Origin of the sequence: Bradyrhizobium barranii subsp. barranii, from assembly GCF_017565645.3 — a bacterium.
Classification (GTDB): Bacteria; Pseudomonadota; Alphaproteobacteria; order Rhizobiales; family Xanthobacteraceae; genus Bradyrhizobium; species Bradyrhizobium barranii.
In genome coordinates this window covers 945,053-970,302 of record NZ_CP086136.1, presented here as the reverse complement: position 1 = coordinate 970,302, position 25,250 = coordinate 945,053, and the positions used below count along the sequence as shown (strand labels likewise).

Below are 25,250 nucleotides of genomic sequence, written 5' to 3'. Positions count from 1 at the left end.
GCGCGCTCAGTCTTTGGATTTGGGCGTCTGGAAGACGGTGTTCAGCGTCACGATCTCGCCGAGACGGGCGTAGCGCGGCCCGCCGATGCGCGCGATCGGGTCGAGCGCCGCGGTTTCGACCTTGCCGTCGTTCACGAGGCCGTCGCGGATGTGGAACATCACGACCTCGCCGACGATGAGCCGGCTGCGGGCCTCGCCGAATTCGAGGCACTGCCGGAAGCGGCACTCCATCGCGACGGGTGCCGCCGCAAGCCGCGGCACCTTGATCCGCTCGCACGGCAGCGTCTCCAGCCCGAGATGCTCGACCTCGCTGATTTCAGGCGGATGCTCGACCGAGCTGTCGTGCACTGCGGACATCAGCGGGGTATCGGCGATGTGGATCACATATTCCTCGGTGTCGAGGATGTTGTGCGCGGTGTCCTTGTAGTCGGCGCCCTTGCGGCCGACGCTGATGGCGAGCATCGGCGGCTTCTGCGAGACGAAGGTGAAGGCGCTGAAGGGGGCGAGGTTGAGCGCGCCGGAGCGCGACAGGCTCGTGACCCAGGCGATCGGGCGCGGCACCACGACGCCGGTCATCAGCCGGTAGATGCGCTCCGCGCCGAGCTCGGTGGGGTCGATCCGCATCGCTCAGTCAGCCTTGATGTTGGCCTTACGCACGACCGGAATCCACTTGGCGTCCTCGCGCGCGAGATAGGCCTTGAACTCGTCCGGCGTCATCGGGGTGGATTCGCCGCCAAGCTTTTCGAACTTGTCGATCACACCGGGATCTTTCAGGATCGCAACCAGCGTCTCGTGAAGTTTGTCGACGATCGGCGCCGGCGTGCCGGCAGGCGCGAACAGGCCCGTAAAGGTCTGGCCGTCGAAGTCCTTGTAGCCGAGCTCGGCGAAGGTCGGCACGTCAGGCAGTGACTTCAGGCGATGCGGGCTGGTGACGGCGAGCGCGCGGAACAGGCCGGCCTTGATGTGCTGGAGGCTGACCGTGAGCTGGTCGAATGCGAACTGCACCTGGCCACCCAGGAGATCGTTGATCGCCGGCGCGTTGCCGCGGTAATGCGCGGTAACCCATTGCAGGTCGAGGCTCGACTGCATGAGCTCGCTGAGCAGATGGTTGGTGGTACCGGGGCCGGGCGAGGCCATCGTCAGCTTGCCGGGCTCGCGCTTGGCGAGCTCGATGAATTCCTTGAACGTCGTGGCCTGCACGGACGGGTGCACTTCGAGCACCAGCGGCGTCATCGAGATCGTCGAGATCGGAAGAAAATCCTTCTTCCAGTTATAGGCTTCACGCTTGTTGATCTCGGTCGCGAACAGCACCGGGCCGTTGGCGCCGACGAACAGCGTGTAACCGTCGGGCGCCGATTTCGCGAAGGCTTCGCCCGCGATCATGCCGCCGGCGCCGGCCTTGTTCTCGATGATGAAGGGCTGGCCGAGCTTTTCCTGGAGCTTGTCGGCGACGATGCGCGCCGCGCTGTCGACGTTGCCGCCGGCCGGATAGGGCACGATCAGCTTGACGCTGCGCGCCGGCCATTGCTGGCCCGATGCGGGTCCCGCCAGCATCGCAGTGGCAGCAGCTATGGCAATCCAGATTAATCTCATGTTAACCTCCCGGCGGCGCTTCCAATTCGCATCGAATGCCCTGACGTTGCGCATGGCGCTCGATCGCCGCGCAATCTCCAGATGAGCGCTTTACCTGTCGAGAGAATTGTGGCGTTCTTGTCCATATTATGGACAGAGCAAACTCCGCAAGATCCGCCCGCGGAACGGCGGAGCCGCGACAGGGCGCGCAGGCGATCCGACGCGCGCTCGCGGTGCTGCGTATTCTTGCCGCAGGGCGCGAAGACGGCGTACCGCTGGCCGAGGTCGTGCGCGCGACCGGCCTCACCCGCCCGACCGTGCATCGCATCGTCCACGTGCTGATCGAGGAAGGCATCGTCGAACGTTACGGGCGAACCGGCCGCTACGCGATCGGCAACCAGGTGCCGGAGCTCGCACTTGCGCGCCCGCGGCCGTCGCGGCTGCTGGTCGCGGCAAATCCGTCGCTGCGGCGTGCCTCCACCGAGATCGGCGACACGCTGTTTCTGACGGTGCGGACCGGCAACGACACGCTGTGCGTCGATCGCAGGATCGGAATCTATCCGATCCAGGTGCTGTCGATCGAGGTCGGCGCGCGGCGGCCGCTCGGCGTCAGCAGCGCAGGCGTCGCCATCCTCGCCGCGATGCCGGCTCAGGACGCGCGAAAAATCGTCGCGGCCAACGAGAAGCGATTCGAGGCCTACCGGACCGACGTCGCGTCGGTGCTCGGCCAGGTCACCGCCGCGAGACGGCTGGGGTACGGCATGAGGGAGATCGGCCTCGTGCAGGGCACGAAATCGATCTCCACCTGGATCAAGACCCCGGACGGACAGCCTGCCGCAGCGATCACCGTCTCCGCCGTTCGGACGAGGCTCGGCCCGCGACGCGAGCAGGAGGTTGCGGAGATTTTGCTGCGGGAGGCGCGGATCATCGAGCGGGCGATCGGCGGGAACGTTAGCTAGCGCGGACGGTGCCGCTTCACCTCTCCCCGCTTGCGGGGAGAGGTCGGATCGCCCCCGGCGATGCGAAGCATCGTCCGGTGCGATCCGGGTGAGGGGGTACAGGTCCCGCGGCGACCTCTCGTGCGGAGAGAGGCCCCTCGCCCCAACCTCTCCCCGTAAGAACGGGGCGAGGGAGCGCACTGACGCTGCGGCCACGGCTCGCATCACACTGCGCGCTGCGAGCCGCCGCCCGGCGCTGTCAATGGGCTGACGTTCCCCGCCATTTTATGGCACAACAGCCGCCTCCGCCGACCGACCAACGAGGCCACGCATGCCCGCGCCGAAACCGCCTGCCTTCGAGACCCTAAGCCTGCATGCGGGCCAGCATCCGGATCCCGCGACCGGCGCCCGCGCGGTGCCGATCTACCAGACCACGTCCTACGTGTTCCAGGATTCCGACCACGCTGCCGCGCTGTTCAATCTGGAGCGCGCCGGCCACATCTATACGCGCATCTCCAATCCCACCACCGGCGTGCTGGAAGAGCGGCTCGCGGCGCTTGAAGGCGGCGTCGGCGCGATCTGCACCGCGAGCGGCATGGCCGCGCTGCATCTGGCCATCGCGACGCTCTTGAATGCCGGCGACCATATCGTGGCGTCGAGCTCGCTCTATGGCGGCACCATCAATTTGCTGGCGCACACGCTGCCGCGCTTCGGCATCACCACGACCTTCGTCAAGCCGCGCGACCTCGACGCGTTTCGCGCGGCGATCAAGCCGAACACGAGACTCGTGATCGGCGAGACCATCGGCAATCCCGGGCTCGAAGTGCTCGATATCCCGAAGGTCGCGGGAATCGCGCATGAGGCAAAGATTCCGCTGCTGATCGACAACACCTTTGCCACGCCCTATCTCAGCCGCCCCATCGAGCTCGGCGCCGACATCGTCATGCACTCGGCGACCAAATGGATCGGCGGCCACGGCATCGCGATCGGTGGCGCCATCGTCGACGGCGGCCGGTTCGACTGGCGCGGCTCCGGGAAATTCGGTGTGCTGACCGAGCCCTATGGCGGTTATCACGGCATCGTCTTCGACGAACAGTTCGGCACGGCCGCCTTCATCATGCGCGCGCGCACCGAGGGCCTGCGCGATTTCGGCGCCTGCCTGTCCCCGACCAACGCGTTCCAGCTCTTGCAGGGCGTCGAGACGCTCGGCGTGCGCATGGACCGGCACATCCAGAACACACATCTGGTTCTGGAGGCGCTGAAGTCGAACAAGGCCGTCGATTGGGTCCTGCATCCCTCATTGGAGGACCACACCGACTATCAGCTCGCAAAAACGCTGCTGCCGCGCGGCGCCGGCTCGATCGTCTCGTTCGGCATCAAGGGCGGACGGCCCGCCGGCCGAAAGTTCATCGAATCGCTGCGGATGATCAGCCATCTCGCCAATGTCGGCGACGCCAAGACGCTGGTGATCCACCCCGCCTCGACCACGCATCAGCAGATGGATGCCGAACAGCTCAAGGCCGCCGGCATCGGCGAAGAGCTGGTGCGGCTGTCGGTCGGCATCGAGACGGCAAGCGACATCATCGACGATCTTGCGCAGGCGCTGCGCATCTCGCAAAAGGTCTGACACCATGAAGCTCACTGTCAACGGCGCCGAGGTGTTTGTCGCAAACGGTGGCCGCGAATTCGACAAGTCCCTGCCCGCGGTCGTCTTCATTCATGGCGCCGGCTTCGACCATTCGACCTGGGCACTGCATACGCGCTGGTTCGCGCATCACGGCTTTGGCGTGCTGGCGCCTGATATGCCCGGCCACGGCCGCTCGGCTGGACCCTCGCTGTCAACCGTCGCCGAGATGGCGGACTGGACGGCGGCATTGCTCGCTGCGGCCGGCGTGGCGAAGGCGCACCTGATCGGCCACTCCATGGGATCGCTGATCTCACTGGAGACGGCGGCGCGTCATCCCGACAAGGTCTCCGCGCTGAGCCTGATCGGCACCGCCGCGACCATGACAGTCGGCCCGGATCTCCTGAAAGCGGCCGAAGCCAACGCGCAGGACGCCAACGACATGGTGTCGATCTGGGGCCTTGGCTTCAACGCCGAGCTCGGCGGCAGCCTCGCGCCGGGCCTGTGGATGCATGGCGGTGCGCAGGCCGTGCTGAAGTCTTGCGAGCCCGGCGTGCTCTTCAGGGATCTGTCGGCCTGCAATGCTTACGCGAATGCGCTGACTGCTGCGGCGAGCGTGAAAGTGCCTGCTACCCTCATCCTCGGCGAACGCGACATGATGACACCGGCGAAGGCGGGCAAGGCGCTCGCCGCGGCGATCCCGCATGCGAAGACCGTCGTGGTGCCGGGCGCGGGCCACATGATCATGGCCGAGCGCCCGGATGAATTGCTGGCGGCGTTGAGGGGCTGAGCCCGCTCACGACCCCGGCGTCCACTTCCAGACGATATCCGAAACATTGACCGGCTTCGGGATCAGGCCGAGCTTTGCAAAACGGTCGGCGACGGCCTGCTGCGTCCTGATCACCTCGGCGTCGAGCGGCACCACGCTGTAGACGGAGCGGTTGACGAAGCGCCTGACAGCCTCGATGTCGACGCCGGTCGCCTCGGCCTGCGCCTTTGCGACCTCCTCGTGATGCTGCTCCGCCCACTTGCCTTCGGAGGCGAAGGTCGTGTTGAGCTTCGCGACCAGCGACGGATATTTCTCGACGAAGTCGGTGTTGGCGATGTAGTAGGCGTTCGGCTTGTGCACGTCCTTGTCGAAGACGAGAACGCGGGCGTTCTCCTTCAATTCGGCGAGCGCGAGATAGGGATCCCAGATCGACCAGGCGTCGACCGAACCCTTCACGAAGGCTGCCGTCGCATCGGCCGGCGCGAGCGGAGCGGGCGTGATGTCGGACCAGGACAGGCCGGCCTTTTCGAGCGAGGCGACCAGGAGATTGTGCGCGCTCGATCCCTTGCCGAAGGCGATGCGCTTGCCTTTGAGATCGGCCAGCGTCTTGATGGCTGAATCCTTCGGCACGATGATCGCCTGGTTGTCGCCCTCGGACTTCACCGCCGCGACATATTTTATTTTTGCGCCGCCGGCTTGCGCGAAGATCGGCGGCGTGTCGCCGACGAAGCCGAAATCGACGCTGCCGACGTTGATCGCCTCAAGCAGCGGCGGACCGAACTGGAAGTCGATCCATCTGACCTCGATGCCCAGCGGCTTGAACGCATTTTCGAGCGTTTGACGCTGGCGTACCGCCGGGAAGAAGCCGCCCTTCTGGGTGCCGATGCGGATTTCCGCCGGCTTGTCCTCGGCGCGTGCGGGTGCGGCCAGGGCGGTCGCGAGGAGAAGCGCTGCGGTCAGGATATGTCGTCGTGCAATCATGTTGCGGTCCTTTGCGTCAGGTTCAGTTGGCGAAGAGTGAGGAATTGGCGCGGCGGCTCCACTCCGAAAACACCGCACGGGCTGCGCGTTCGGCCTCGCGCGCCGAACGGAACTGGCGGCCTTCGAGGCTGTCGAACAGGCGCTCGGAGGAGAAGAAGCGGAAGCCGCGCTCATCTCTTGTGATGATGCCGGCGGCGCGGTCCTGGATTTCAATGATGTAGGCGTTCGACTGTGTCTGGGACATGACTGCTCGTTCGCCGGAATCTCGGCGTTCCTGTCGTGGGATTTGTGCTGTGGGAGGTTGCTAGGAAGCGATCAGCAACAACAACAGGCGCCAGTTGCCGTCGAGAAACAGCGCCGCTGTCATGCACGCATGCATGTCGTTCTGATTGCGCTGGTGATCGGTTCTCATATCGCGGCATCAAGCTCGAGGAGCAGTTTCGATGCTGCGAATATCGAGCGATTGGCGCGTTCGGGCAATGAAATGGCTATCCATATTTCGCACGAGCGCGCTGGCGCGCTTCTCCCGGTGCAAGCACCAACAGACGGATTCATCTCGCGATGAGTTCAACAGGCGCGGGCGGCGGGCATGGTACGCTCGCGCAACGTCAAAACAGACAATTGGGGAGATCCGGACATGGCGGATGATCTGAAGGGGCGCACCGCGCTCGTCACCGGTGGCTCGCGCGGGATTGGCGCAGCCGTCTGTCGCGCCCTGGCCGCGTCAGGCGCAGCGGTGGCGATCAACTGCCGGGAGCAGATCGGGCAGGCCGAGCAGTTGGCAGGCGAGATCGGCAAGCAAGGCGGACGCGCGATTGTCGTTGCCGCCGACGTCTCGCAGCGCGACGCCGTGGCCGGAATGGTCGACCGCGTCACGGCCGGGCTCGGGCCGATCGACATCCTCGTCAACAACGCCGGCATCGCCATCACGCGCGGCGTCGACGATCTCACCGAGGACGATTTCGACCGCACCATCCTGGTCAACTTGAAATCCGCCTTCCTGTGCACGCAGGCGGTGCTGCCGGAGATGCGCGCGCGGAAATGGGGCCGCATCGTCAACATCTCCTCGGGCGCGGCGCGCGGTGCCGGCTCGATCGGCCCGCACTACAATGCATCCAAGGCCGGCATGGAGGGCCTCACGCGCGGCTATGCGGCGCGGCTGGTGAAGGAAGGCATCACCGTCAACGCGGTAGCGCCGTCGCTGATCGAGACCGACATGATGAGCGGCCAGCCCCAGCTCGTCAGCCGCATCCCGCTCGGCCGCTTCGGCACGGCGGAGGAGGTGGCGAAAGCCGTGATGCTGCTGGTCGACAATGCCTACATGACCGGGCAGACCATCGCGCTGAGTGGCGGGATGGCGTTTAACTAGGAGCGAAGATGGTGCCGCCTTTCCTTCTCCCCTTGTGGGAGAAGGTGGCGCGAAGCGCCGGATGAGGGGTATCTCTCCGCGCGCACCGCTCTTCGTGAGCCGTAGGGTGGGCAAAGCGGAGCGTGCCCACCATTTCTATCGCGGTGTTGGAGAGGTGGTGGGCACGGCGCAAGTGCGCCTTTGCCTACCCTACGGCTCCTTTTCGTGAGGAGAGATACCCCTCACCCGTCTCGCCGCTATCGCGGCGAGCCACCCTCTCCCACAGGGGGAGAGGGTAAGAGAGCGCTACCACATCGTCGCAGCAGCCCGCTCCGGCCAGATCCGGTCGTACTCGGCGCCACCGACCTTGTTCTCGCTCATCTCGGCGAGGATCTGGCCGGGCGTCGGCAGCGTCTTCGGATCGATCCGCTTGTCGGGATTCCAGAGGTCGGAGCGGACGATGGCGCGGGCGCACTGGAAATAGATTTCGTCCACATTCATCACCATGACGCTGCGGGGCGCCTTGCCCTCGACCTTGAACGAGGCGAGCAGCTCGGGATCGACGGAGAGACAAGCGCGGCCGTTGGCCCGCACCGCGTTGCCGGAACCGGGGATCAGGAACATCAGCGACACCCTGGGATCGCGCACGATGTTGCGCAAGGAGTCGACCCGGTTGTTGCCACGGCGATCCGGGAGCATCAACGTCTTCGGATCATGGATGCGGACGAAGCCGGGGAGATCACCGCGCGGCGAGCAGTCGATCCCCTCAGGCCCGATGGTGGCGAGCGCGGCAAACGGCGCCTTCTCGATGAAGATGCGGTAGAGCGGGGTAACGTGGTCGGCGACTTTCACGGTCGAGGCATCACCAACGGCACCGTAGATGGCCTCCAGCTGTTCGACCGTTTCAATCACCGACATTCCGTTCTCCTTGTTGCGCCGGCTATTCGTGCCAGCCTTCGTTCCTGATCACACGCACGAGCTGGCGGCTGTGATAGTCCGCGCTGCCCGCGTTGAGGATGGTGACATCGGCATTGGCCGATGTGTCGTCGACGCTGCGCGCGAGGCGATCCGCGATATTGCCGTCGCTGTGCCTAGCCCGGGCAGCAAGCCGCTGCGCCAGCACGTCAGGCGGCGCCGTGATCGCGACCACGACGACGTTGGCATAGGCCTGGCGGAGCGCGCCGATCACCGTGCGCGAGACATTGGCGACGACGGCCCGGCCAGCGAGGATGTCATCGTTGATTTCGAGCGGAAGAGCGTAGGAATGACCATGCGCTTCCCAGTGCACGGCGAAATCGCCGTGCTCGCGCGCGCGGCGGAATTCGTCCTGGCTCATCGCCATGTTGTCTTCGGCTTCGGAGGATTCGCGCGTCACGACACGGCGCGGGAAGACGATGTCGTGATCGTCGATGCAGGCCGCCTGCGCGAGCCGCAACAGCGTGTCCTTGCCGGCACCGCTGGGACCGACCACGAGCACGAGCCGCCCGGGTCCGATCCCGCTGGCCTCATCGTGTGCCATGGTCGCGGTCTCGCTCATGCGACGCGGTTTCCTTCGCGCCAGACGCTGCGGACGACGGGAACGTCGCCTGCGACATGCACGCGGATCAGGTCGGCGCGCTTGCCGATCGCGACCTCGCCACGATCCGACAGGCCAACCGCCTCGGCCGGCGCCTTGGTCACGGTACGAACCGCCGCCGGGAGGCTGATCGCGGGCACATGCTCCGGCAATTGCAGCGCGGCCATCAGGAGGCTGGACGGGATGTAGTCCGACGACAGGATGTCGAGCAGGCCCTCGCGGGCGAGATCGACCGCGGCGATGTTGCCGGAGTGCGAGCCGCCGCGCACGACGTTCGGCGCACCCATCAGGATGTCGATGCCGGCCTGATGCAGGCCGCGCGCGGCCTCCAGCGTGGTCGGGAATTCCGCCACCGACACGCGATCGCGCACGGCGTCCACGACGTTCTCCTCGGTGGTGTCGTCATGGCTCGCCAGCGGAATGTTGTATTTGTGCGCGAGCGACACGATCTCGCGCATGTTGGCCGCTGCATAGAGCTTCTGGTACTCGAAGCGCTTCGCGAACAGCTCGTCGAGCTCGGCATCGGTCTTGCCGCCGCCCTTGCCGCGGTAATAGTCGCGCAGCTTGACCTCGTCGCGGAACTGGCGCTGGCCGGGTGTGTGGTCCATCAGCGACATCAGCTTGACGTCGGGACGGTCGATCAGCTCCTTGGCTTCCTCCACCACGCTCGGCATCGGGATTTCGCAGCGCAGATGCAGGAAGTGGTCGGCGCGCAGCAGGCTGGCATCGCGGGCGGTCGTGATCGCGGCGGCGAGCACGCCGGCGCGGCCATCGACTTCCTCGGCGCCGTCCTCGCGCCAGACCCGGAGCGAGTCGAACACGGTCGTGATGCCTGAGGTCGCGAGCTGGCCGTCATAGGAGATGACGGCAGCGACCGGATTCCAGAACACCTTTGGGCGCGGCACGTAATGCGCTTCGAGGTGATCGGTGTGGAGCTCGATCAGGCCTGGCATGATGAGGTCGCCGCCGGCATCCTCCGCACCCGCAGGCGCCCTGCCCTCGCCGATCTCGGCAATGCGTCCATCCGCGAGAGCGAGCCAGCCCTGCTCGATCACCCGGTCAGCCAGCACGATCCTGGCGTTGGCGATCAATGTTTCCTTCGGCTTGGCATTCATTTCCATTTCCTTCAGGCCGCGGCGGCAAAGCTGGTGACGTCAACAATACGGTCGGCAATCAAATGGCGGATTTCGTCGTCATGGACAATGGCGAGCATGGCGACGCCCTGGCGCTTCTTCTCGGCGACCAGATCGACCACGACGGCGCGGTTGGCGGCATCGAGCGAGGCGGTCGGCTCGTCCAGCAGCAGGATCGGCAGGTCCGAGATGAAGCCGCGCGCGATGTTGACGCGCTGCTGCTCGCCGCCGGAGAAAGTCGCGGGCGGCAGCTGCCAGAGCCTTTCAGGGATGTTGAGGCGATGCAGCAACTCGCCGGCGCGCTGCTGCGCCTCAGCGCGTGCCAGGCCGTTCACGATCAGGGGCTCGGCGACGACGTCGATGGTCGCAACACGCGGCACCGCCCGCAAAAACTGGCTGACATAGCCGATCGTGGAACGGCGGATGTTGAGAACCTGCCGCGGCTCGGCGGTGGCGAGATCGACCACCGCGCCGCGATGGCGGATGCCGATGCGGCCGGAGTCGCAGCGGTAATTGCCAAAGATCATCTTCAGGATCGACGACTTGCCGGCCCCGGACGGGCCTGAGAGCACGACGCATTCGCCCGGGTTGACGTGGAAGGTCACGCCGCTGACGACAGGCAGCTCGATGCCGCCCTGAAGGTGCATCGTAAAGGTCTTTTTCGCGGCGGCGATGTCGATCATGGCGGTCATCGGAAAACTCATCTTGGAAGGCTTATGGCGGCAGAATCGAGGAAACGAGGAGCTGGGTATAGGGCTCGCGGGGGTCGTCGAGCACCTGGTCGGTGAGACCGGTCTCGATGACACGGCCGCCCTTCATCACCATCACGCGATGCGACAGCAGTCGCGCCACCGCGAGATCATGGGTGACGATGATGACGGCGAGGTGCAGTTCGGCAACGAGGCTGCGCACGAGGTCGAGCAGGCGCGCCTGCACGGAGACATCGAGGCCGCCGGTCGGCTCGTCCATGAACACCAGCCGCGGCTCGGTGACGAGGTTGCGCGCGATCTGGAGACGCTGGCGCATGCCGCCGGAATAGGTCCGCGGTGCATCGTCGATGCGCGCGATGTCGATCTCGACGCGGGTGAGCCAGTCCGACGCGGTATCGCGGATGCGGCCGTAGTGATTCCAGCCCACCGCCATCAGCCGTTCGCCGACATTGGCGCCGGCCGAGACCGCCATGCGCAGGCCCTGCGCGGGATCCTGGTGCACATAGCCCCAGTCGGTGCGGAACAGGAAGCGCCGCTCGGCTTCGCCAAGGCTCGTGAGATCGCGGGTGACGCCGTCGCGCATCCGGTACGACACCTGGCCGGCGCTCGGCGCGAGCTGGCCCGACAGCATTTGCAGCAGTGTCGACTTGCCCGAGCCGGACTCGCCGACGATCGCCAGCACCTCGCCGGGGTAGAGCGAGAAGGAGACGTCGCGGCACGCGGCGATGCGGCCGTAGGACTTGCTGAGCGACTCCGCGACCAGCAGCGGCTGATCGTTTTCGAGCTTGGCGAGATCAGCCATGTCTTGATCAGCCATGTGAACCCGCCTTGTCCTTGTACGGCGCGGCGCTGAGGCTGCCGTGATGGCCGGCGGCTTGACGGCCCTCGCAATAGTCGGTGTCCGAGCACACGAACATGCGCCCGCCCTTGTCGTCGGTGACGATCTCGTCGAGATAGGAATTCTCGGCCGCGCACAGCGCGCAGGGCGCGTTGAAGCGGTACGGCTCGAACGGGTGATCCTCGAAATCGAGCGACACCACCTGCGTATAGGGCGGGATCGCATAGATGCGCTTCTCGCGACCGGCGCCGAACAATTGCAGCGCCGGGCAATTGTCCATCTTGGGATTGTCGAATTTCGGCGTCGGCGACGGGTCCATCACGTAGCGCGCGTTGACCTTCACCGGATAGGCGTAGGCGGTGGCGATGTGGCCGAAGCGGGCGATGTCCTCGTAGAGTTTTACGTGCATCAGGCCGTATTCGGCGAGCGCATGCATGCGCCGCGTCTCGGTCTCGCGCGGCTCGAGGAATCGCAGCGGTTCCGGGATCGGCACCTGATAGACCAGCACCTGGTTCGCGTGCAGCGACGTCTCCGGGATGCGGTGACGGGTCTGGATCACGGTCGCATCTTCGGTCGCCGTGGTCGTGGCGACGCCTGCGGTCTTGGCGAAGAACTTTCGGATCGAGATCGCATTCGTCGTGTCGTCAGAACCCTGGTCGATCACCTTCAGCACGTCTTGGGGCCCGAGGATCGCCGCGGTCACCTGCACGCCGCCGGTGCCCCAGCCATAGGGCATCGGCATTTCGCGGCTGGCGAACGGCACCTGATAGCCGGGGATCGCGATCGCCTTGAGGATCGCGCGGCGGATCATCCGCTTGGTCTGTTCGTCGAGATAGGCGAAGTTGTAGGCGGGCGCGTTCATTCCGCGGCCTCCTTCATGGCATCGGGCGCATTGGCCTCGGCAAATTCCTTGCGCAGCTTGCGCAGGAGCCCGAGCTCGGACTGGAAGTCGACATAGTGCGGCAGCTTCAGATGCTCGACGAAGCCGGTCGCCTGGACGTTGTCCGAATGCGACATCACGAATTCTTCATCTTGCGCGGGGGCCACGGCTTCTTCGCCGAGCTCGCGGGCACGCAGCGCGCGGTCGACCAGCGCCATCGACATGGTCTTGCGCTCGCTCTGGCCGAAGGCGAGACCATAGCCGCGGGTGAAGCACGGCGCTTCCGTCGCCGAGCCCTTGAACTGGTTGACCATCTGGCACTCGGTGAGCTCGATGGAGCCGAGCGGCACCGCGAAGCCGACGTCCTCCGCGAAAAATTCGACCTCGACCTCGCCGAAGCGGATCTCGCCGACGAAGGGATGGTTGCGGCCGTAACCGCGCTGGGTGGAATAACCCATGGCCAGCAGAAAGCCTTCGTCACCGCGCGCGAGGTTTTGCAGGCGCAGGTCGCGATCGGCCGGGAAGTTCAGAGGTTCGCGCGTGAGATCGCCGACGCTGGCGCCGTCTTCGGCCCGCGGCGAGGATTCGATCAGCCCGTCGCGGCCCAGGATATCGGTCACACGCGGCGTGGGCGCCGTCGAAGCTTCGGCCGTCGCCGGCACTTCAGGCACAAAGCCTTGGCCAAGCGAGGGATCGAGCAAACGATGCGTGTAGTCGAAGGTCGGCCCGAGGATCTGGCCGCCGGGAATGTCCTTGAAGGTCGCCGACACCCGCCTCTGCACCCGCATCGCGCCGGTCTCGACCGGCTCGCTGGCGCCGAAGCGCGGCAGGGTGGCGCGGAAGGCGCGGACCAGGAAGATCGCCTCGATCAGATCCCCGCGCGCCTGCTTGATGGCGAGCGCCGCGAGCTCGCGGTCATAGAGCGACCCTTCGCTCATGACGCGGTCCACGGCGAGCCCAAGCTGCTCCGAGATCTGGTCGAGCGTGACTTCGGAAACGCTCTGGTCGCCACGCCGCGCATTGGCGAGCAGGCGATGGGCGTTCTCGATGGCGCGCTCGCCGCCTTTGACTGCGACATACATGCGACTAGCTTCCCTTGTTCACGACACGCGTGGTGCGCGGGATCGCAATCACGGCATCATCGGCGACCAGCACCAAATCGATGCCGCGCGGAAACAGCGCTTCGTTGAACTGCAGCCGTTCGAACAGGTCGAAAGGCCTGATCGAGGCCTGAAGCGTCGCGACACCGTCGATGCCGGGGCCACGCAGTTCGAAACTGCGCCCTGCATCCAGGCTCTCGACCTGAAGGATCACCGTGGTCGAACGATCCGGATACTCATTCGTGCCCAGCGCGAAGCGTTCGAGCGACGGCAGCGCCGCGCCGTCGCTGATCAGCGCGAAACTCGCGATCGAAGAGTCCTGCACCACCGGCGCGCCGGTGTGGAACTTAAGCCATTTCACCACGTCCGACCTCTCCGCCATCCGGGCATCGAGCCAGAGCGGCGTGTCGTGATCGAACAGCGTCAGCGCGATCGCGGCAGTGCCGCGCATCGTTGGCTCGGGCGCTCCCGCCATCGGCACGATGCGCTGGACCGAGCCCGGCCGCGCCATCGCGTCCATGACGGAACGAAAGGTCGATTGCGCCGACAACACCTTGTCGACGAAACCCGGCGGTAGTTCCGCAATCGTGGTCATGGCCTCACCCCTCACCGCGCACCATGGTGTAGAAATCAACCTTCGTCGCGGCGGTCTCGGCCGCCGCCTGCTTGCGCTGGATCATAAGCTGCTCGCGCAACGGCGCGATAACGTCACGCTCCACCGCCTCACCAAAATCACTGGACTGCGCCAGCGCGTCGCACAGCGCGATTAGCCGCGCCTTCTCGCCGTCGCGCCCTAGCGTGTAGCCGAAGCCGACCTCGCCGCTTGCGAGCCGGACCGCCGCGCGGGACACCGTGGCTTCACCGAGATTGAACGGCGCACCGTCGCCGCCGACCCGGCCGCGCAGCATGACGAGACCGCTTTCCGGCGCGCGCAGCTCCTGATGCGCCGGCAGGGCGAGAGCGCGGAGGCGAGCGGCGATCTCGCCCGCCTCCGCGTGCGCCAGCACGGCCATCGCGGCCTTGCGCTGGACTTGCTGGTTGTTGTGCTGGGTCACCAAATCCACCGAGCTTTTGACAGAACTTGCCGAATCGAAGTTGTCTATGATAATAGACAACTTGATACGGAAGCGCCATGACTGTTTCGTGACAAACGTGTGATTTCTGAAGTAGGCTTCTCGGCGACATGAGCATGCAGGACACAGCCTCTTCGGGCGTCGCGCTGTGGCGCCTCGTTGCCGACGGCATCGAGCGCGGCATCGCCGACGGCCGCTTTGCGGCCGGCGACAAGCTGCCGGGCGAGATGGAGATCGCCGAAACCTATCGGGTGAACCGCCACACCGTGCGGCGCGCGCTGGCCGCGCTTGCCGAGCGCGGCATCGTGCGCGCCGAACGCGGCAGCGGAACCTATGTCGAGGCGCAGCGCCTCGCTTATCCTTTGCGCTCGCGCACCCGCTTCTCAGAGATCGTCGGCGCCGACGGCCGCGAACCGCATGGCCGGCTGATCGAGGCGTCCGACGATGTCGCGACCCGCGAACTGGCGCGCGAACTTGGATTGAAGGCCGGCGCGCCGCTGGTGCGGATCGAGGCGATCCGCCTCGCCGACCGCACGCCGATCTGCGTCTCCACCACCTGGCTGTCAGCGGAATTGTTCCCGGGCGCGGGCGAGGTGTTCGCCGCGACGCGCTCGATGACGAAACTGCTCGAGCACTACGGCGTCCGCGACTACAGCCGCGGCGCGACCCGGATCACCGCCGGCATCGTGGACGCAACCGATGCCGCGCGGCTCGATTTGCCGCTGGGACGGCCGATCCTGGTGGTCGACGCCACCGACCACGATCTCGCCGGCAAGCCGCTGGTGACGAAGCATTCGCGGTTCGCGGCGGAGCGGGTGGAGTTTCTGGTGGAGAACGGGTGAGCGGCGCTCTCTTCCCCTATCCCCTTGTGGGAGAGGGTGGCGCGTCGCGAAGCGACGAGACGGGTGAGGGGTATGTCTCTGCAAACACCGATCTGAGTTTGAGGAGGCAGACCCCTCATCCGGCGCTTCGCGCCACCTTCTCCCACAAGGGGAGAAGGAAGAAAGCTACGCCACCGCCCTGCGCCCAATAATCGCAAAGCGCAGCTTGCTCGAGATGAAATCGATCGCGGCGACGGCGACCAGGATCATCAGGATCAGGAACGACACCCGCTGCCATTCCAGCACGCGGATCTGCTCGGCGAGCTGGAGGCCGATGCCGCCGGCGCCGACGATGCCGATGATGGTGGCCGAGCGCGTGTTGGATTCGATGAAATAGAGCACCTGGCCGGCGATCACGGGCAGCACCTGCGGCAGCAGGCCGAAGCGGATTTCGTGCAAAGCGCTGCCGCCGGAGGCGCGGACGCCTTCGACCTGCTTCTGGTCGGCGCCTTCGATCGCCTCCGAGAACAGTTTTCCGAACGCACCGAAATCCGACACGGCGATGGCGAGCACGCCGGCGAACGGGCCAAGCCCGACCACATTAATCCACACCAGCGCCCAGATCAGCGTATCGACGCCGCGGATCGAATCGAGAAAACGCCTGATAGGAAAGCGCAGGATCTGCGAGGGTATGACGTTGCGAGCGGCGAGCAAGCTGACCGGAAGCGCGAACACCGCCGCGAGCGTCGTGCCGAGCAGCGCGATCGACAGCGTCTCACCCAGCGCTTTCAGATAGACCGGGAGCGAAGAGCCGGGATCGGGCGGGATCATCATCAGGCTGATCCAGCCGAGCTGGCTCAGCCCTGCGAAGAATCGCGACGGGGAGAAGTCGAGATCGACGAGGCCGTAGACCAGAATCGCAAACGCCGCGACGATCATCGCCGGCATCGCGAGCCGCGCCGAAGCGGGGCGGTCGAACACATCGGGGTAGCGCGCGCGAAGCTCTCGCGTGTCGACCTCCTGCGGCCTCGTCACGTCCGTGCCTCCTTGCCGAACAGACGGCCGCGCAGCCAGCCCGTGGTGATGTCGATGATGAAGACCGTGATGATGATGGTGAGCAGGATGGCACTGACGTCGGAGTAATAGAACTTACGGATGGCGACGACGAGCTCCTGGCCGATGCCGCCGGCCCCGACGAAACCCATCACGGAGGCTTCACGGACGTTGATCTCGAAGCGCAGCAGCGCGTAGCTGGCATAGCCCGCCGTCACCTGCGGCACGATCGCAAAGCGCATGCAGGAGAGCCAGCTCGCGCCGGTCGAGCGGATGCCTTCGACCGGCTTCATGTCGGCGTTCTCGACGATCTCGGAGAACAGCTTGCCGAGCGCTCCGGTGGTGTGGATCGCGATCGCGAGCACGCCGGCCATCGGCCCGAGGCCGAACGCGATGACGAAGATCAGCGCGAAGACGATGCCCGGCACGGTGCGGGCGAATTCGAGCAGGCGACGCACCACGAAGCGCAGCCAGGGCGACGGCGAGGTGTTCTCGGCCGCGAAGAAATTCAAGGCGAAGGCCAAGGTCGCGCCGATCAGCGTGCCGACATAGGAGATCAGCAGCGTCTCGCCCAGCATCTTCAGCCATTTGCGCCAGCCCCACAGCCACTCGCCAGCATCGGTCCAAACCCGCTGGCCGCTGTCCAGCGTGAGGATGCGATCGAAATAGCTGATGAAATTGCCGAAATGGGCAAAGAAGGTGCGCAGGTTCACTTCCGCGCCGATCGCGGCAAGAAACAGCGCTGCGGCAAAGATCACCAGCCCCAACAGGAGTCGGAGTCGCTTGCGCGCGACCGCCTGGCGATAGGCCGCGTTCAGCACGGCGAGCTGCTGCTCGGGAAGGATCGAAACCGCGACGGTCATCTGGCCAGGAAAGGTGGTCGATCAAAGAGAAAGAGCCGGGTCCATCGACCCGGCTCCAGTGCTATCGTCCCGAAACTCAGGACGCCTTCTTCTTACGCAGTGCATCGACGAACTTGATCAGCTCGATCGTGCCATCCCAGTCCTTGGTGGTGGCGGGATGAAAACCCTTCTTCTGGCCGTCCTGGAGGCGATCGAAGGCCGCCTTGTCCTTGGCCGGCGCGTCGAAGAACGCCTTGGCGATCGCCGCCTTGGCATCTTCCGGCAGGTCGGAATTGTAGGCGTAGGGGCCGTTGATGATCGGTGCCGACTTGTGGATGATGCGGAAATCGTCCTTCTTCATCGGCGAGCCGTCGGCATTCTTCAGCATGCCCTTGGTCAGCATCTGCGCCAGCGTGGAATCGTCATCGCTGGTCCACTGGTTGGCCGCAACGTCGACCGTGCCCTGCGCCAGCGCCAGGATCGCGTTCTCGTGGCTGCCGGTGAAGACGACCTTGCTGAAATAGGTGTCGGCGTCCGTGATACCCATCTTGTCGAGCTCGAAGCGCGGCACGTTGTTGCCGGAGGTCGAGTTCGGATCGACGAGGCCGAGGTTCTTGCCCTTGAGCTGGTCGACGCTCTTGTAGGGGCTGCTCGCCTTGACGAAGAACACCGAGTAGTAGCCGGTCGAACCGTCGGCGTTGATGTCGTTGGCGAAGGCATCGGTCTTGACGCCGGTCAGGCGGGCGCGGGCGAACGACGCCGAGCCGTAGCTGGCGATATGGATGTTGCCGGCGCGCTGGCCCTCGATGACGGCGGCGTAGTCGTTGGCGATGCGCAGCGTGACCTTCACGCCCAATTCCTTGGAGAGATAGTTCATGAACGGCGCCCAGCGCTCGGTCACGCCCGAGGCGTTTTCCGCCGGAATGACCGCGAAGGTCAGTTCGGGATATTTGGCTTTCCAGTCGTCGGCGGAGGCCGAGGTCGTGAACGCGAGCGCGGCGGCGCCGGCAAGAACGAGTCTGCGAGTGATCATGATACCCTCTTCATCGGTTGGGGTCGGTTGACGCAAAAATTGGCAACTACAGGCGCGGCTCAGGCGGCCGCGGCCGTTCCGAGCGCCGGCACGCCCTCAGGCGCCGGCACGGGCATTCCGCCCATGACGTCGGAGGCTTCGAGATCGTAGAGCTCGCGCGCGACGTGGTCGGTCAATTCGGCCGGCGCGCCGTCGAACACCACGCGCCCCTGCGCCATGCCGATCAGGCGATCGCAATAGGTGCGGGCTAGATCGAGCGAATGCAGGTTGCAGAGCACGGTGATGCCGAAATGCTTGTTGATGCGCAGCAGCGCATCCATCACGATCTTGGTGTTGCGCGGGTCGAGCGAGGCGATAGGCTCGTCGGCGAGGATGATGTCGGGCTGCTGCACAAGCGCGCGGGCGATCGCAACGCGCTGCTGCTGGCCGCCGGAGAGCTGGTCGGCACGCTGGGCGGCGAGCGAGGCGATATCGAACTGCTCTAGCGCCGACATCGCCAGCGCCTTGTCGTGCTCGGGCCATGTCTGCGTCAGCGAGCGCCAGGCCGGCATCGTGGCAAGACGCCCCATCAGGACGTTGGTCAGCACATCGAGCCGGCCAACCAGGTTGAACTGCTGGAAAATCATCGCCGAGCGCGCCCGCCACTGCCGCAGCTCCTTGCCGCGCAGCGCGGTGACGTCGAGGCCGTCGAACAGGATACGGCCCTGCGTCGGCGTCGCCAGGCGATTGATCATGCGCAGCATGGTCGACTTGCCGGCGCCGGAGCGCCCGATCACACCGACGAAGCCGCCGGGGGAGATTTGAAACGAAGCGTCGTCCACCGCGGCTTTTGCGCCGAAGCGGCACGTCAGACCTTCAACCACCAGCATAGAGGGCTCCAGAGTAGCTGGCTGCCACCGCTAGCGCCGGCACTTGACACTTGTGTGACACGCGGATCGCGGTGCGGCGATCCTACACACCTCTTCCCCTGTCATCGCATCGTCATGACGTTGTCATCAGGGCGCTCGAAGAGGTACGCCCGCCCTCGACCTATCGGATGTAGCATGGCCGGCAAGGCGCTCTCGGTTCAACCGACCATCGACCCTTCGGCGAAGCTGCATGAGACCAGGCTCGGCACCTATACCGAAGTCGGTGCGCGCACGATCCTCACTGAAGTCACGATGGGCGACTACTCCTATGTCGTGAACGACGCCCAGATCACCTACACCACCATCGGAAAATTCTGCTCGATCGCGGCGATGACGCGCATCAATCCCGGCAATCATCCGATGCATCGCGCCACGCAGGCGCATTTCACCTATCGTTCCAGCGCCTACTTCGAAGGCGAGAGCGACGACACCGAGTTCTTCGACTGGCGGCGCCAGCATCACGTTCATATCGGCCACGACGTCTGGATCGGCCATGGCGCGATCGTGCTGCCGGGCCGCAACATCGGCACCGGCGCGGTGATCGCGGCGGGCGCCATCGTCACCAAGGACGTGCCGGCCTACACCATCGTCGCCGGCAATCCGGCGCGCATCGTGCGGCGGCGGTTCTCGGAAGACGTCGCCGGACGGCTGGCCCGACTCGCCTGGTGGGACTGGGATCACGACAAATTGCGTGAAGCACTGCCCGATTTCCGCAAACTCGGGATTGAAGATTTCCTCTCGGCATATGAAGCACGGGCAAGCTCCCTCACCCGTTCCCCTGCCAGCAAACGAAGCGTGGTCGCTTGACAGACATCTTCCTTGAGGGCGGCCGGGCCCTGATCGGCTCCGAGCTCGTCGAAACTTCCATTCTGGTGTCCGGCGCGGACATTGCGCAGGTCGATGCCTCTCGCGGCCGTGCGCGGCTGGCGATCGATGCGCGCAACCTGCTGGTGCTGCCCGGCATCGTCGATCTGCATGGCGATGCCTTCGAGCGCCAGATGATGCCGCGCGCCGGCGTCGACTTCCCGATCGACGTCGCGCTCGCCGACAGTGACCGCCAGGCGATCAGCAACGGCATCACCACGGTGTTTCACGCCACGACCTGTTCGTGGGAGCCGGGCCTGCGCAGCGCCGGCAATGCGCGCGCCCTGATGGAGGCGATCGAGCGGCAGCGCCCGCAATTCGCCGCCGATACCCGTTTCCACCTGCGGCACGAGACCTACAATTTCGATGCAGAGGCCGAGATCGGCCAGTGGCTCGCCGAGGGCCGCGTCGACCTGTTCGCCTTCAACGACCACATGGACGGCACCGTTGCCGACATGGCCAAGCCGCGCAAGCGCAACCGCATGGTCGAGCGCACCGGCCTCTCGGGCGAGGAATTCGACCGGCTGGTCGAGCGTGTGCTTTCGCGGGCCAGTGAAGTGCCGGCTTCCGTGTCGCGGCTTGCCGCAACTGCTCGCGCGGCCGAGGTGCGGATGCTCTCGCACGACGATGCGACGCCGGCGATGCGGCAGGAGTTTCGCGAGTTGGGCGCTGACATCGCGGAGTTTCCGATCAACGAGGAGACCGCGCGAGCGGCTGCAAGCCAGGGCGATGCCATCGTCTACGGTGCGCCGAATGTCGTGCGCGGCGGCAGCCATACCGGCTGGACCCGGGCGTCCGACATGATCGCGAAGGGGCTCTGCTCGGTGCTGGCGTCGGACTATTACTATCCCGCGCAACTGCTCGCCGCGTTCCGCCTCGCCGCGGACGGTGTGCTGCCGTTGACCGAGTCCTGGAACCTGGTGTCCGCGGGACCGGCCCGCGCGACCGGCCTTGCCGATCGCGGCGTGCTCGCGGAAGGATGCCGCGCCGACATGCTGCTGGTCGACGACAGCGTGCCGCTGCGGCCGCGGCTGATCGCGGTGGTATCAGGCGGAAAGCTGGTGCATCTCACCGATGCGACGCGACTGCTCGCTGCGGCGGCGACGCCGCGCGAAGCTGTTGTTGCGGCCTGAACCGGTTATGCTCGGGCGATGACAGATTTTCCCCGCTACGCGATCTATTTTGCCGCCGGCGCCGACAGCGCCCTCACCTGCTTCGGCGCCGAGCTGCTCGGCTACGATGTCTACACCGGCGACGAGATGCCGTTCCCTGCCGACGCATCGCGTGTTGCGCCGGACTGGCGCGACGTCACGGCCGATCCCCGCAAATACGGTTTCCACGGCACGCTGAAGGCGCCGATGGCGCTGGCGCCCGGCAGAACTGAAGCCGAGCTCGTCGCAGCCTGCGCGGCCTTTGCCGGCAAGGCGCGACCGATGCCGTCAATCCGCCCGGTCGTCGACTCCATCAGCGGCTTCATCGCGGTGATTCCGACGGAGCCGGTGGGTGCGCTCCAGCAACTTGCCGCCGATTGCGTCCGCGAATTCGACGACTTCCGCGCGCCCATGACGGCGGAAGACCGCGCGCGGCGCAAACCCGAGAAGCTCGGCGAGCGCCAGCGCGATTATCTCGACCGCTGGGGTTACCCTTACGTGATGGAAGAATTCCGCTTCCACATGACGCTGACGGGACGGCTGGATGCAGAACGGCGCGGGCCGATCCTGGAGATGCTGCGCGCGAGGTTTGCGGCGCTCGGTCTCGATACGCTGGCGATCGACCGGATCGCGCTGTTCAAGCAGGATGATACCAAAGCGCGCTTCCGCCTTGTCGGCGAGTGGGCGTTGGCGAAATAGGCCTCAGCGCCAGCTCGCGAGATTGAAGGCGAGCGCCACGGCGCCAACCAGAATGAGGCTGGTCGCCCAGATTGCATCCAGATTGAACCAGCTTCGCGCGACGAACCTCAATCCCAGATAGCGGTAGACCAGCCACGCCAGACATCCGCCGGCACTGACCATGGCGACAACGTGCACCAGGGACACCAGCACCGCCATCCCGAGACTCGTCTTCAGAAGACTTGCCTTCATCAGCGCGCCCGCCGCCTCATGGCCGGCATCGAGCTCGAAGGCCTGGCAGAGCCCGAGATAGATCGGCACGAGCATCAAGGCCGCGCCGTGAGCAATGGCAACGGCGAATGACCAGAGCGCCAGTTGCGTTGGCGGAATTCGTGCCAGCGTGCGCGGATGGCGCCGCTCGATCAGCCGATAGACGCCGAAGCCGATGACGAGAAGGCTCGCGCCGAGCTGGATCGAACGCTGCCACTCGGCCAGGACGAGCAGGAACGCAAACGGCAGCAGCACGAGAAGTGTTGCCAGGAGATGTCCGGCCGCCAGAGCCCACAACGCACGGAACAGCGCGCGCGGGCTCTTGTCCATGAGCCCGGCCGAAACGGCGAGCGGCCATCCCATTCCCGGATTGACGCCGTGATAGAGACCGCTCGCAACAAGAGCGAGCCACAGCCAGCCGAGCGGCCAACTCCCGTGCTGCCAGCCTAGGCCGACGGGTAGCAAAAGGAGTCCGTCGAACAATCGCCGCCCTCCAGCCTGATCTGGTGCGCACGATATCCGTCGGGGAAGCTCACGAAATAGTCCTTGGCGAGCTCCAGGCCGCCGTCGCGGCCGACATTGGCCATGACTTCCACGCCCGGAACCCCGTCGGGATAGAATTGGTCATCCCAGGTGGAATACAGCGAATTGGTCCAGTACACGCGCTTGCCGTCGCGGCTGATCTCGACCATCTGCGGACCGGCCGCAAATGCCTTGCCGTTCGGATGGGGCGTGCGGCGCGCGATGCCGCCGATGTGAACCGAGCCGGCAAGCTTCGGCTTTCGCGGATCACTCACATCGTACTGGCGCATTTCACCGGTGCCCCAGCACGAGACATAGAGAAACCGGTCATCCATCGACAGGTCGATGTCGGTCACCAGCGGCGGCACGGCGCCAAATCCCTGCAGCAGCGGCGGGAGCTGCTCCTTTGGCGCGGGCTCGGGCGGAATCGTCGCCGTCTTCTCCGCATGGAATTTTCCGCCTTCGCGCCACCAGGTCCAGATCGATGCTTCGAGGTTGGTGGTGTCGACCACACAACGAAGCCGTATTCGCGAACCGGATCGTGCGCGGGCCGCACCTCCAGCGCCATCTGATGATTGGCGCCGAGGTCGATGGTCTGCACGTTGCGACGGGCGCGGAGATCCCAGAAGTGGAGACGATGGCCATATTTGTTCGCCAGCAGATCTTCCGCGACGATCCCGTTCTCGAACTGCGGCGGCAACGCCCATTCGCTCGTCACCATGTAGTCGCGCGGCAGGTTCCACCAGAAATCATAGTGCAGCGTCTGCGGACCGCGATCGATCTCCCATCGCCCAAGGACCTCGAACGTCTCGCAATCCATGATGAAGACGCCTGGAGGCCCGTTGGTGCCGTCCTTGCCGCCGCCGCCCAGCGTGCTCACATAGACGCCGTCCGGCCCGCAATGGATCGTATGCGGCCGCGAGTAGCCGGTCTTTTTGAAGATTTCCTCGGGCTCGATGATCTTGTGGATTTTGGCCTTGGTCGGATCGGGCTTGGTATCGATGATGTAGATCCGCGACGAGCGTATCCCGGGGATGATGAGATAGCGCCGCTCGATGAAGGCATGTCCGGCGAGCGGCGACAAGGCGGAGGAGCAGGCGTTCCAGCCGAAGTGATGAAACTCATCGCCCTTGTTGGGCATCGTCACCGTGTGGACGATTTGGCTGTAGGTCGGCGATCCCGGCTTGACGTCGATGACCGCGAGAGCATCCGGTTTTGAGAAATCCGGACTGAGCAGCAGCGTGTAGGCAAAGTTCTCTGCAGGTGCTTCCATCGCCAGCTTGGGCGATGCGTGGAAGGTGGGATCCGGCCTCATCGTCATGGCACTGCCTCCCTGTTTCGTCGGCTCGCTCCAACCTGGCTCGGAATAGCGGCATAATGAAGAGCTGCTCAGCGACGTCTTGAGAAGCTCCGCGGACCTGGTTGGCGAGCGTGCAAGGAGCGTACAATATGTCATCGCCGGCGTGCGGAAAACCGCCCGAACCGCGCTAATTCGACGCCCTCAGCCAGACGGAAACCGGCGGGATCAGGCCAGCGCGCACCTCACACTCGGCGTCGCCCCCGCGTAGGCGGGGACTGCCGAGAGACCTCGCGACAACCGAGTGGGTACAGCGCTACTTGCCCCACCGCAACGCCAGCGCATCCCGCTCCTTCGCCAGCTCCAGCAACCCTGCCCGCGTCGCCGGGTGCAGCGGCTGGAGCGGATGCCGCACGGCATCCGATTTGATCACGCCGCCGGCCTGCATCATGGCCTTGCAGGCGATCAGGCCGCATTGGCGGTTTTCGTAGTTGATCAGCGGCAGCCAGCGCTCATAGGCGGCCTTTGCCTCCTCGCGCTTGCCGGCGAAATAGGGATCGATGATCTGGCGGATGCCGTCGGGATAGCCGCCGCCCGTCATCGCGCCGGTGGCGCCGGCGTCGAGATCGGCGAGCAGCGTGATGGCTTCCTCGCCGTCCCACGGGCCTTCGATATCCTTGCCGCCCGCCTCGATCAGGCTGCGCAGCTTTGCAGCCGCGCCCGGCACCTCGATCTTGAAATAGCGGATGTTGGCGAAATCCCGCGCCAGCCGCGCGAGCAGCTCGACCGACAGCGGCGTGCCCGCCACCGGTGCATCCTGGATCATGATCGGAATGTTGATCGCGCCGGAGAGCACCTTGAAGAATTCGACGATGCCCTTCTCGAGCACGCGGAAGGTCGCGCCGTGATAGGGCGGCATCACCATGACCATGGCGGCCCCCGCCGCCTCCGCCTGCTGGCTGCGCGCCGCGCAGACGGCGGAGCTGAAATGCGTGGTGGTGACGATCACGGGAACCCGGCCCGCGACATGCTCCAGCACCGCATGCATCACGGTTTCGCGCTCGGCATCGGTGAGCACGAACTGCTCGGAGAAATTGGCGAGGATGCAGAGACCATTCGAGCCCGCATCGATCATGAAATCGATGCAGCGGCGCTGGCCCTCGAGGTCGAGCTCGCCGCGCTCGTCGAAGATGGTGGGCGCGACCGGGAACACGCCGCGATAGGGGCGCTGGGCCTTGTGTGGGGTGACCGGCATCGAACTCTCCATCC

The 25,250-nt window shown here is 65.5% G+C and carries 27 protein-coding genes and 1 pseudogene; 8 read left to right on the top strand and 20 right to left on the bottom strand.

Translation table 11 applies throughout. The annotated features are described in order from the left end of the window. Window positions 1-6: 6 nt before the first annotated feature. Both J4G43_RS04740 and J4G43_RS04735 read right to left on the bottom strand, forming a co-directional pair. Window positions 7-624, bottom strand: a complete 618-nt coding sequence (locus J4G43_RS04740) for a flavin reductase family protein (protein ID WP_208084153.1) — start codon at window positions 622-624, stop codon at window positions 7-9. Window positions 625-627: 3 nt separating this feature from the next. Next, complete coding sequence (locus tag J4G43_RS04735) at window positions 628-1,593, bottom strand: Bug family tripartite tricarboxylate transporter substrate binding protein (RefSeq protein WP_208084152.1); 966 nt, start codon at window positions 1,591-1,593, stop codon at window positions 628-630. Between the two features lie 128 nt (window positions 1,594-1,721). Here J4G43_RS04735 and J4G43_RS04730 point away from each other — a divergent pair, with 128 nt between their 5' ends. The 3 genes from J4G43_RS04730 (at window position 1,722) to J4G43_RS04720 (ending at window position 4,924) form a co-directional block, all read left to right on the top strand. Continuing rightward, a complete protein-coding gene (locus tag J4G43_RS04730) occupies window positions 1,722-2,531 on the top strand; it encodes an IclR family transcriptional regulator (protein WP_208084151.1) in 810 nt (269 codons plus the stop codon). A gap of 310 nt (window positions 2,532-2,841) precedes the next feature. After that, a complete protein-coding gene (locus tag J4G43_RS04725; RefSeq protein ID WP_208084150.1) occupies window positions 2,842-4,137 on the top strand; it encodes an O-acetylhomoserine aminocarboxypropyltransferase in 1,296 nt (431 codons plus the stop codon). 4 nt (window positions 4,138-4,141) lie between these two features. Then, window positions 4,142-4,924 (top strand): alpha/beta fold hydrolase, encoded by a 783-nt coding sequence (locus tag J4G43_RS04720; RefSeq protein WP_208084149.1) that lies wholly within the window; start codon window positions 4,142-4,144, stop codon window positions 4,922-4,924. Window positions 4,925-4,930: 6 nt separating this feature from the next. On the opposite strand, the gene J4G43_RS04715 is transcribed toward J4G43_RS04720, so the two are convergent. Continuing rightward, window positions 4,931-5,884 carry a sulfonate ABC transporter substrate-binding protein gene (locus J4G43_RS04715; RefSeq protein ID WP_208084148.1) on the bottom strand — a complete coding sequence of 318 codons (954 nt, stop codon included), beginning with the start codon at window positions 5,882-5,884 and terminating at the stop codon, window positions 4,931-4,933. A gap of 22 nt (window positions 5,885-5,906) precedes the next feature. Beyond that, window positions 5,907-6,128, bottom strand: a complete 222-nt coding sequence (locus J4G43_RS04710) for a hypothetical protein (RefSeq protein ID WP_208084147.1) — start codon at window positions 6,126-6,128, stop codon at window positions 5,907-5,909. A 393-nt stretch (window positions 6,129-6,521) separates the two neighbouring features. On the opposite strand from J4G43_RS04710, the gene J4G43_RS04705 reads away from it, so the two are divergent. After that, on the top strand, window positions 6,522-7,253 hold the full coding sequence (locus J4G43_RS04705; RefSeq protein ID WP_208084146.1) for an SDR family NAD(P)-dependent oxidoreductase: 732 nt from the start codon (window positions 6,522-6,524) through the stop codon (window positions 7,251-7,253). A 285-nt stretch (window positions 7,254-7,538) separates the two neighbouring features. On the opposite strand, the gene J4G43_RS04700 is transcribed toward J4G43_RS04705, so the two are convergent. Genes J4G43_RS04700 through phnG form a run of 9 tightly spaced genes read right to left on the bottom strand, consistent with a single transcriptional unit; the run spans window position 7,539 to window position 14,533 of the window. Continuing rightward, the gene (locus J4G43_RS04700) at window positions 7,539-8,150 is read right to left on the bottom strand and encodes a pyridoxamine 5'-phosphate oxidase family protein (RefSeq protein ID WP_071909237.1); all 612 of its coding nucleotides are present in this window, start codon (window positions 8,148-8,150) and stop codon (window positions 7,539-7,541) included. A 22-nt stretch (window positions 8,151-8,172) separates the two neighbouring features. Continuing rightward, complete coding sequence (gene phnN / locus J4G43_RS04695; protein ID WP_208084145.1) at window positions 8,173-8,769, bottom strand: phosphonate metabolism protein/1,5-bisphosphokinase (PRPP-forming) PhnN; 597 nt, start codon at window positions 8,767-8,769, stop codon at window positions 8,173-8,175. Further along, window positions 8,766-9,923: an alpha-D-ribose 1-methylphosphonate 5-triphosphate diphosphatase gene (locus J4G43_RS04690; RefSeq protein ID WP_208084144.1), complete on the bottom strand. Its 1,158-nt coding sequence runs from the start codon at window positions 9,921-9,923 to the stop codon at window positions 8,766-8,768. Before J4G43_RS04690 ends, phnN begins: the two co-directional genes overlap by 4 nt. A gap of 11 nt (window positions 9,924-9,934) precedes the next feature. Continuing rightward, on the bottom strand, window positions 9,935-10,633 hold the full coding sequence (gene phnL / locus J4G43_RS04685; RefSeq protein WP_208084143.1) for a phosphonate C-P lyase system protein PhnL: 699 nt from the start codon (window positions 10,631-10,633) through the stop codon (window positions 9,935-9,937). Window positions 10,634-10,655: 22 nt separating this feature from the next. Next, window positions 10,656-11,468, bottom strand: a complete 813-nt coding sequence (gene phnK / locus J4G43_RS04680) for a phosphonate C-P lyase system protein PhnK (protein ID WP_166348438.1) — start codon at window positions 11,466-11,468, stop codon at window positions 10,656-10,658. Then, window positions 11,461-12,351: an alpha-D-ribose 1-methylphosphonate 5-phosphate C-P-lyase PhnJ gene (locus J4G43_RS04675; RefSeq protein ID WP_071909234.1), complete on the bottom strand. Its 891-nt coding sequence runs from the start codon at window positions 12,349-12,351 to the stop codon at window positions 11,461-11,463. The genes phnK and J4G43_RS04675 overlap by 8 nt, the downstream gene beginning before the upstream one ends. Then, a complete protein-coding gene (locus J4G43_RS04670; protein ID WP_085400872.1) occupies window positions 12,348-13,451 on the bottom strand; it encodes a carbon-phosphorus lyase complex subunit in 1,104 nt (367 codons plus the stop codon). The genes J4G43_RS04675 and J4G43_RS04670 overlap by 4 nt, the downstream gene beginning before the upstream one ends. Before the next feature lie 4 nt (window positions 13,452-13,455). Next, a complete protein-coding gene (phnH, locus tag J4G43_RS04665; protein WP_208084142.1) occupies window positions 13,456-14,064 on the bottom strand; it encodes a phosphonate C-P lyase system protein PhnH in 609 nt (202 codons plus the stop codon). A gap of 4 nt (window positions 14,065-14,068) precedes the next feature. After that, the gene (gene phnG / locus J4G43_RS04660) at window positions 14,069-14,533 is read right to left on the bottom strand and encodes a phosphonate C-P lyase system protein PhnG (RefSeq protein ID WP_208084141.1); all 465 of its coding nucleotides are present in this window, start codon (window positions 14,531-14,533) and stop codon (window positions 14,069-14,071) included. A 119-nt stretch (window positions 14,534-14,652) separates the two neighbouring features. Between phnG and phnF the strand changes: the two genes are divergently transcribed. Further along, window positions 14,653-15,384, top strand: coding sequence for a phosphonate metabolism transcriptional regulator PhnF (phnF, locus tag J4G43_RS04655; RefSeq protein ID WP_028151386.1), 732 nt, complete (start codon window positions 14,653-14,655; stop codon window positions 15,382-15,384). Between the two features lie 165 nt (window positions 15,385-15,549). Here the strand turns inward: phnF and phnE (J4G43_RS04650) are convergent, their stop codons facing one another. The 4 genes from phnE (J4G43_RS04650) to phnC form a co-directional block, all read right to left on the bottom strand. After that, complete coding sequence (phnE, locus tag J4G43_RS04650) at window positions 15,550-16,398, bottom strand: phosphonate ABC transporter, permease protein PhnE (RefSeq protein ID WP_208084140.1); 849 nt, start codon at window positions 16,396-16,398, stop codon at window positions 15,550-15,552. Beyond that, the gene (gene phnE, locus J4G43_RS04645; RefSeq protein WP_208084139.1) at window positions 16,395-17,279 is read right to left on the bottom strand and encodes a phosphonate ABC transporter, permease protein PhnE; all 885 of its coding nucleotides are present in this window, start codon (window positions 17,277-17,279) and stop codon (window positions 16,395-16,397) included. The genes phnE (J4G43_RS04650) and phnE (J4G43_RS04645) overlap by 4 nt, the downstream gene beginning before the upstream one ends. Window positions 17,280-17,355: 76 nt before the next feature. After that, complete coding sequence (gene phnD / locus J4G43_RS04640) at window positions 17,356-18,291, bottom strand: phosphonate ABC transporter substrate-binding protein (RefSeq protein ID WP_063979768.1); 936 nt, start codon at window positions 18,289-18,291, stop codon at window positions 17,356-17,358. Between the two features lie 59 nt (window positions 18,292-18,350). Next, a complete protein-coding gene (gene phnC, locus J4G43_RS04635) occupies window positions 18,351-19,160 on the bottom strand; it encodes a phosphonate ABC transporter ATP-binding protein (protein WP_166104548.1) in 810 nt (269 codons plus the stop codon). Between the two features lie 174 nt (window positions 19,161-19,334). On the opposite strand from phnC, the gene J4G43_RS04630 reads away from it, so the two are divergent. Genes J4G43_RS04630 through J4G43_RS04620 form a run of 3 tightly spaced genes read left to right on the top strand, consistent with a single transcriptional unit; the run spans window position 19,335 to window position 21,913 of the window. Further along, window positions 19,335-20,006 carry an LbetaH domain-containing protein gene (locus J4G43_RS04630; protein WP_208084138.1) on the top strand — a complete coding sequence of 224 codons (672 nt, stop codon included), beginning with the start codon at window positions 19,335-19,337 and terminating at the stop codon, window positions 20,004-20,006. Beyond that, window positions 20,003-21,196: an alpha-D-ribose 1-methylphosphonate 5-triphosphate diphosphatase gene (locus J4G43_RS04625; RefSeq protein ID WP_208084137.1), complete on the top strand. Its 1,194-nt coding sequence runs from the start codon at window positions 20,003-20,005 to the stop codon at window positions 21,194-21,196. Before J4G43_RS04630 ends, J4G43_RS04625 begins: the two co-directional genes overlap by 4 nt. An 18-nt stretch (window positions 21,197-21,214) precedes the next feature. Next, window positions 21,215-21,913, top strand: coding sequence for a DUF1045 domain-containing protein (locus tag J4G43_RS04620; RefSeq protein ID WP_208084136.1), 699 nt, complete (start codon window positions 21,215-21,217; stop codon window positions 21,911-21,913). 3 nt (window positions 21,914-21,916) lie between these two features. Here J4G43_RS04620 and J4G43_RS04615 read toward each other — a convergent pair whose 3' ends face one another. The 3 genes and pseudogenes from J4G43_RS04615 to J4G43_RS04605 form a co-directional block, all read right to left on the bottom strand. After that, complete coding sequence (locus J4G43_RS04615; protein WP_085965313.1) at window positions 21,917-22,525, bottom strand: hypothetical protein; 609 nt, start codon at window positions 22,523-22,525, stop codon at window positions 21,917-21,919. Between the two features lie 83 nt (window positions 22,526-22,608). Beyond that, window positions 22,609-24,005: pseudogene (locus J4G43_RS04610) on the bottom strand (selenium-binding protein SBP56-related protein). 292 nt (window positions 24,006-24,297) lie between these two features. Beyond that, window positions 24,298-25,236, bottom strand: a complete 939-nt coding sequence (locus tag J4G43_RS04605) for a dihydrodipicolinate synthase family protein (RefSeq protein WP_208084135.1) — start codon at window positions 25,234-25,236, stop codon at window positions 24,298-24,300. Window positions 25,237-25,250 lie beyond the last annotated feature (14 nt).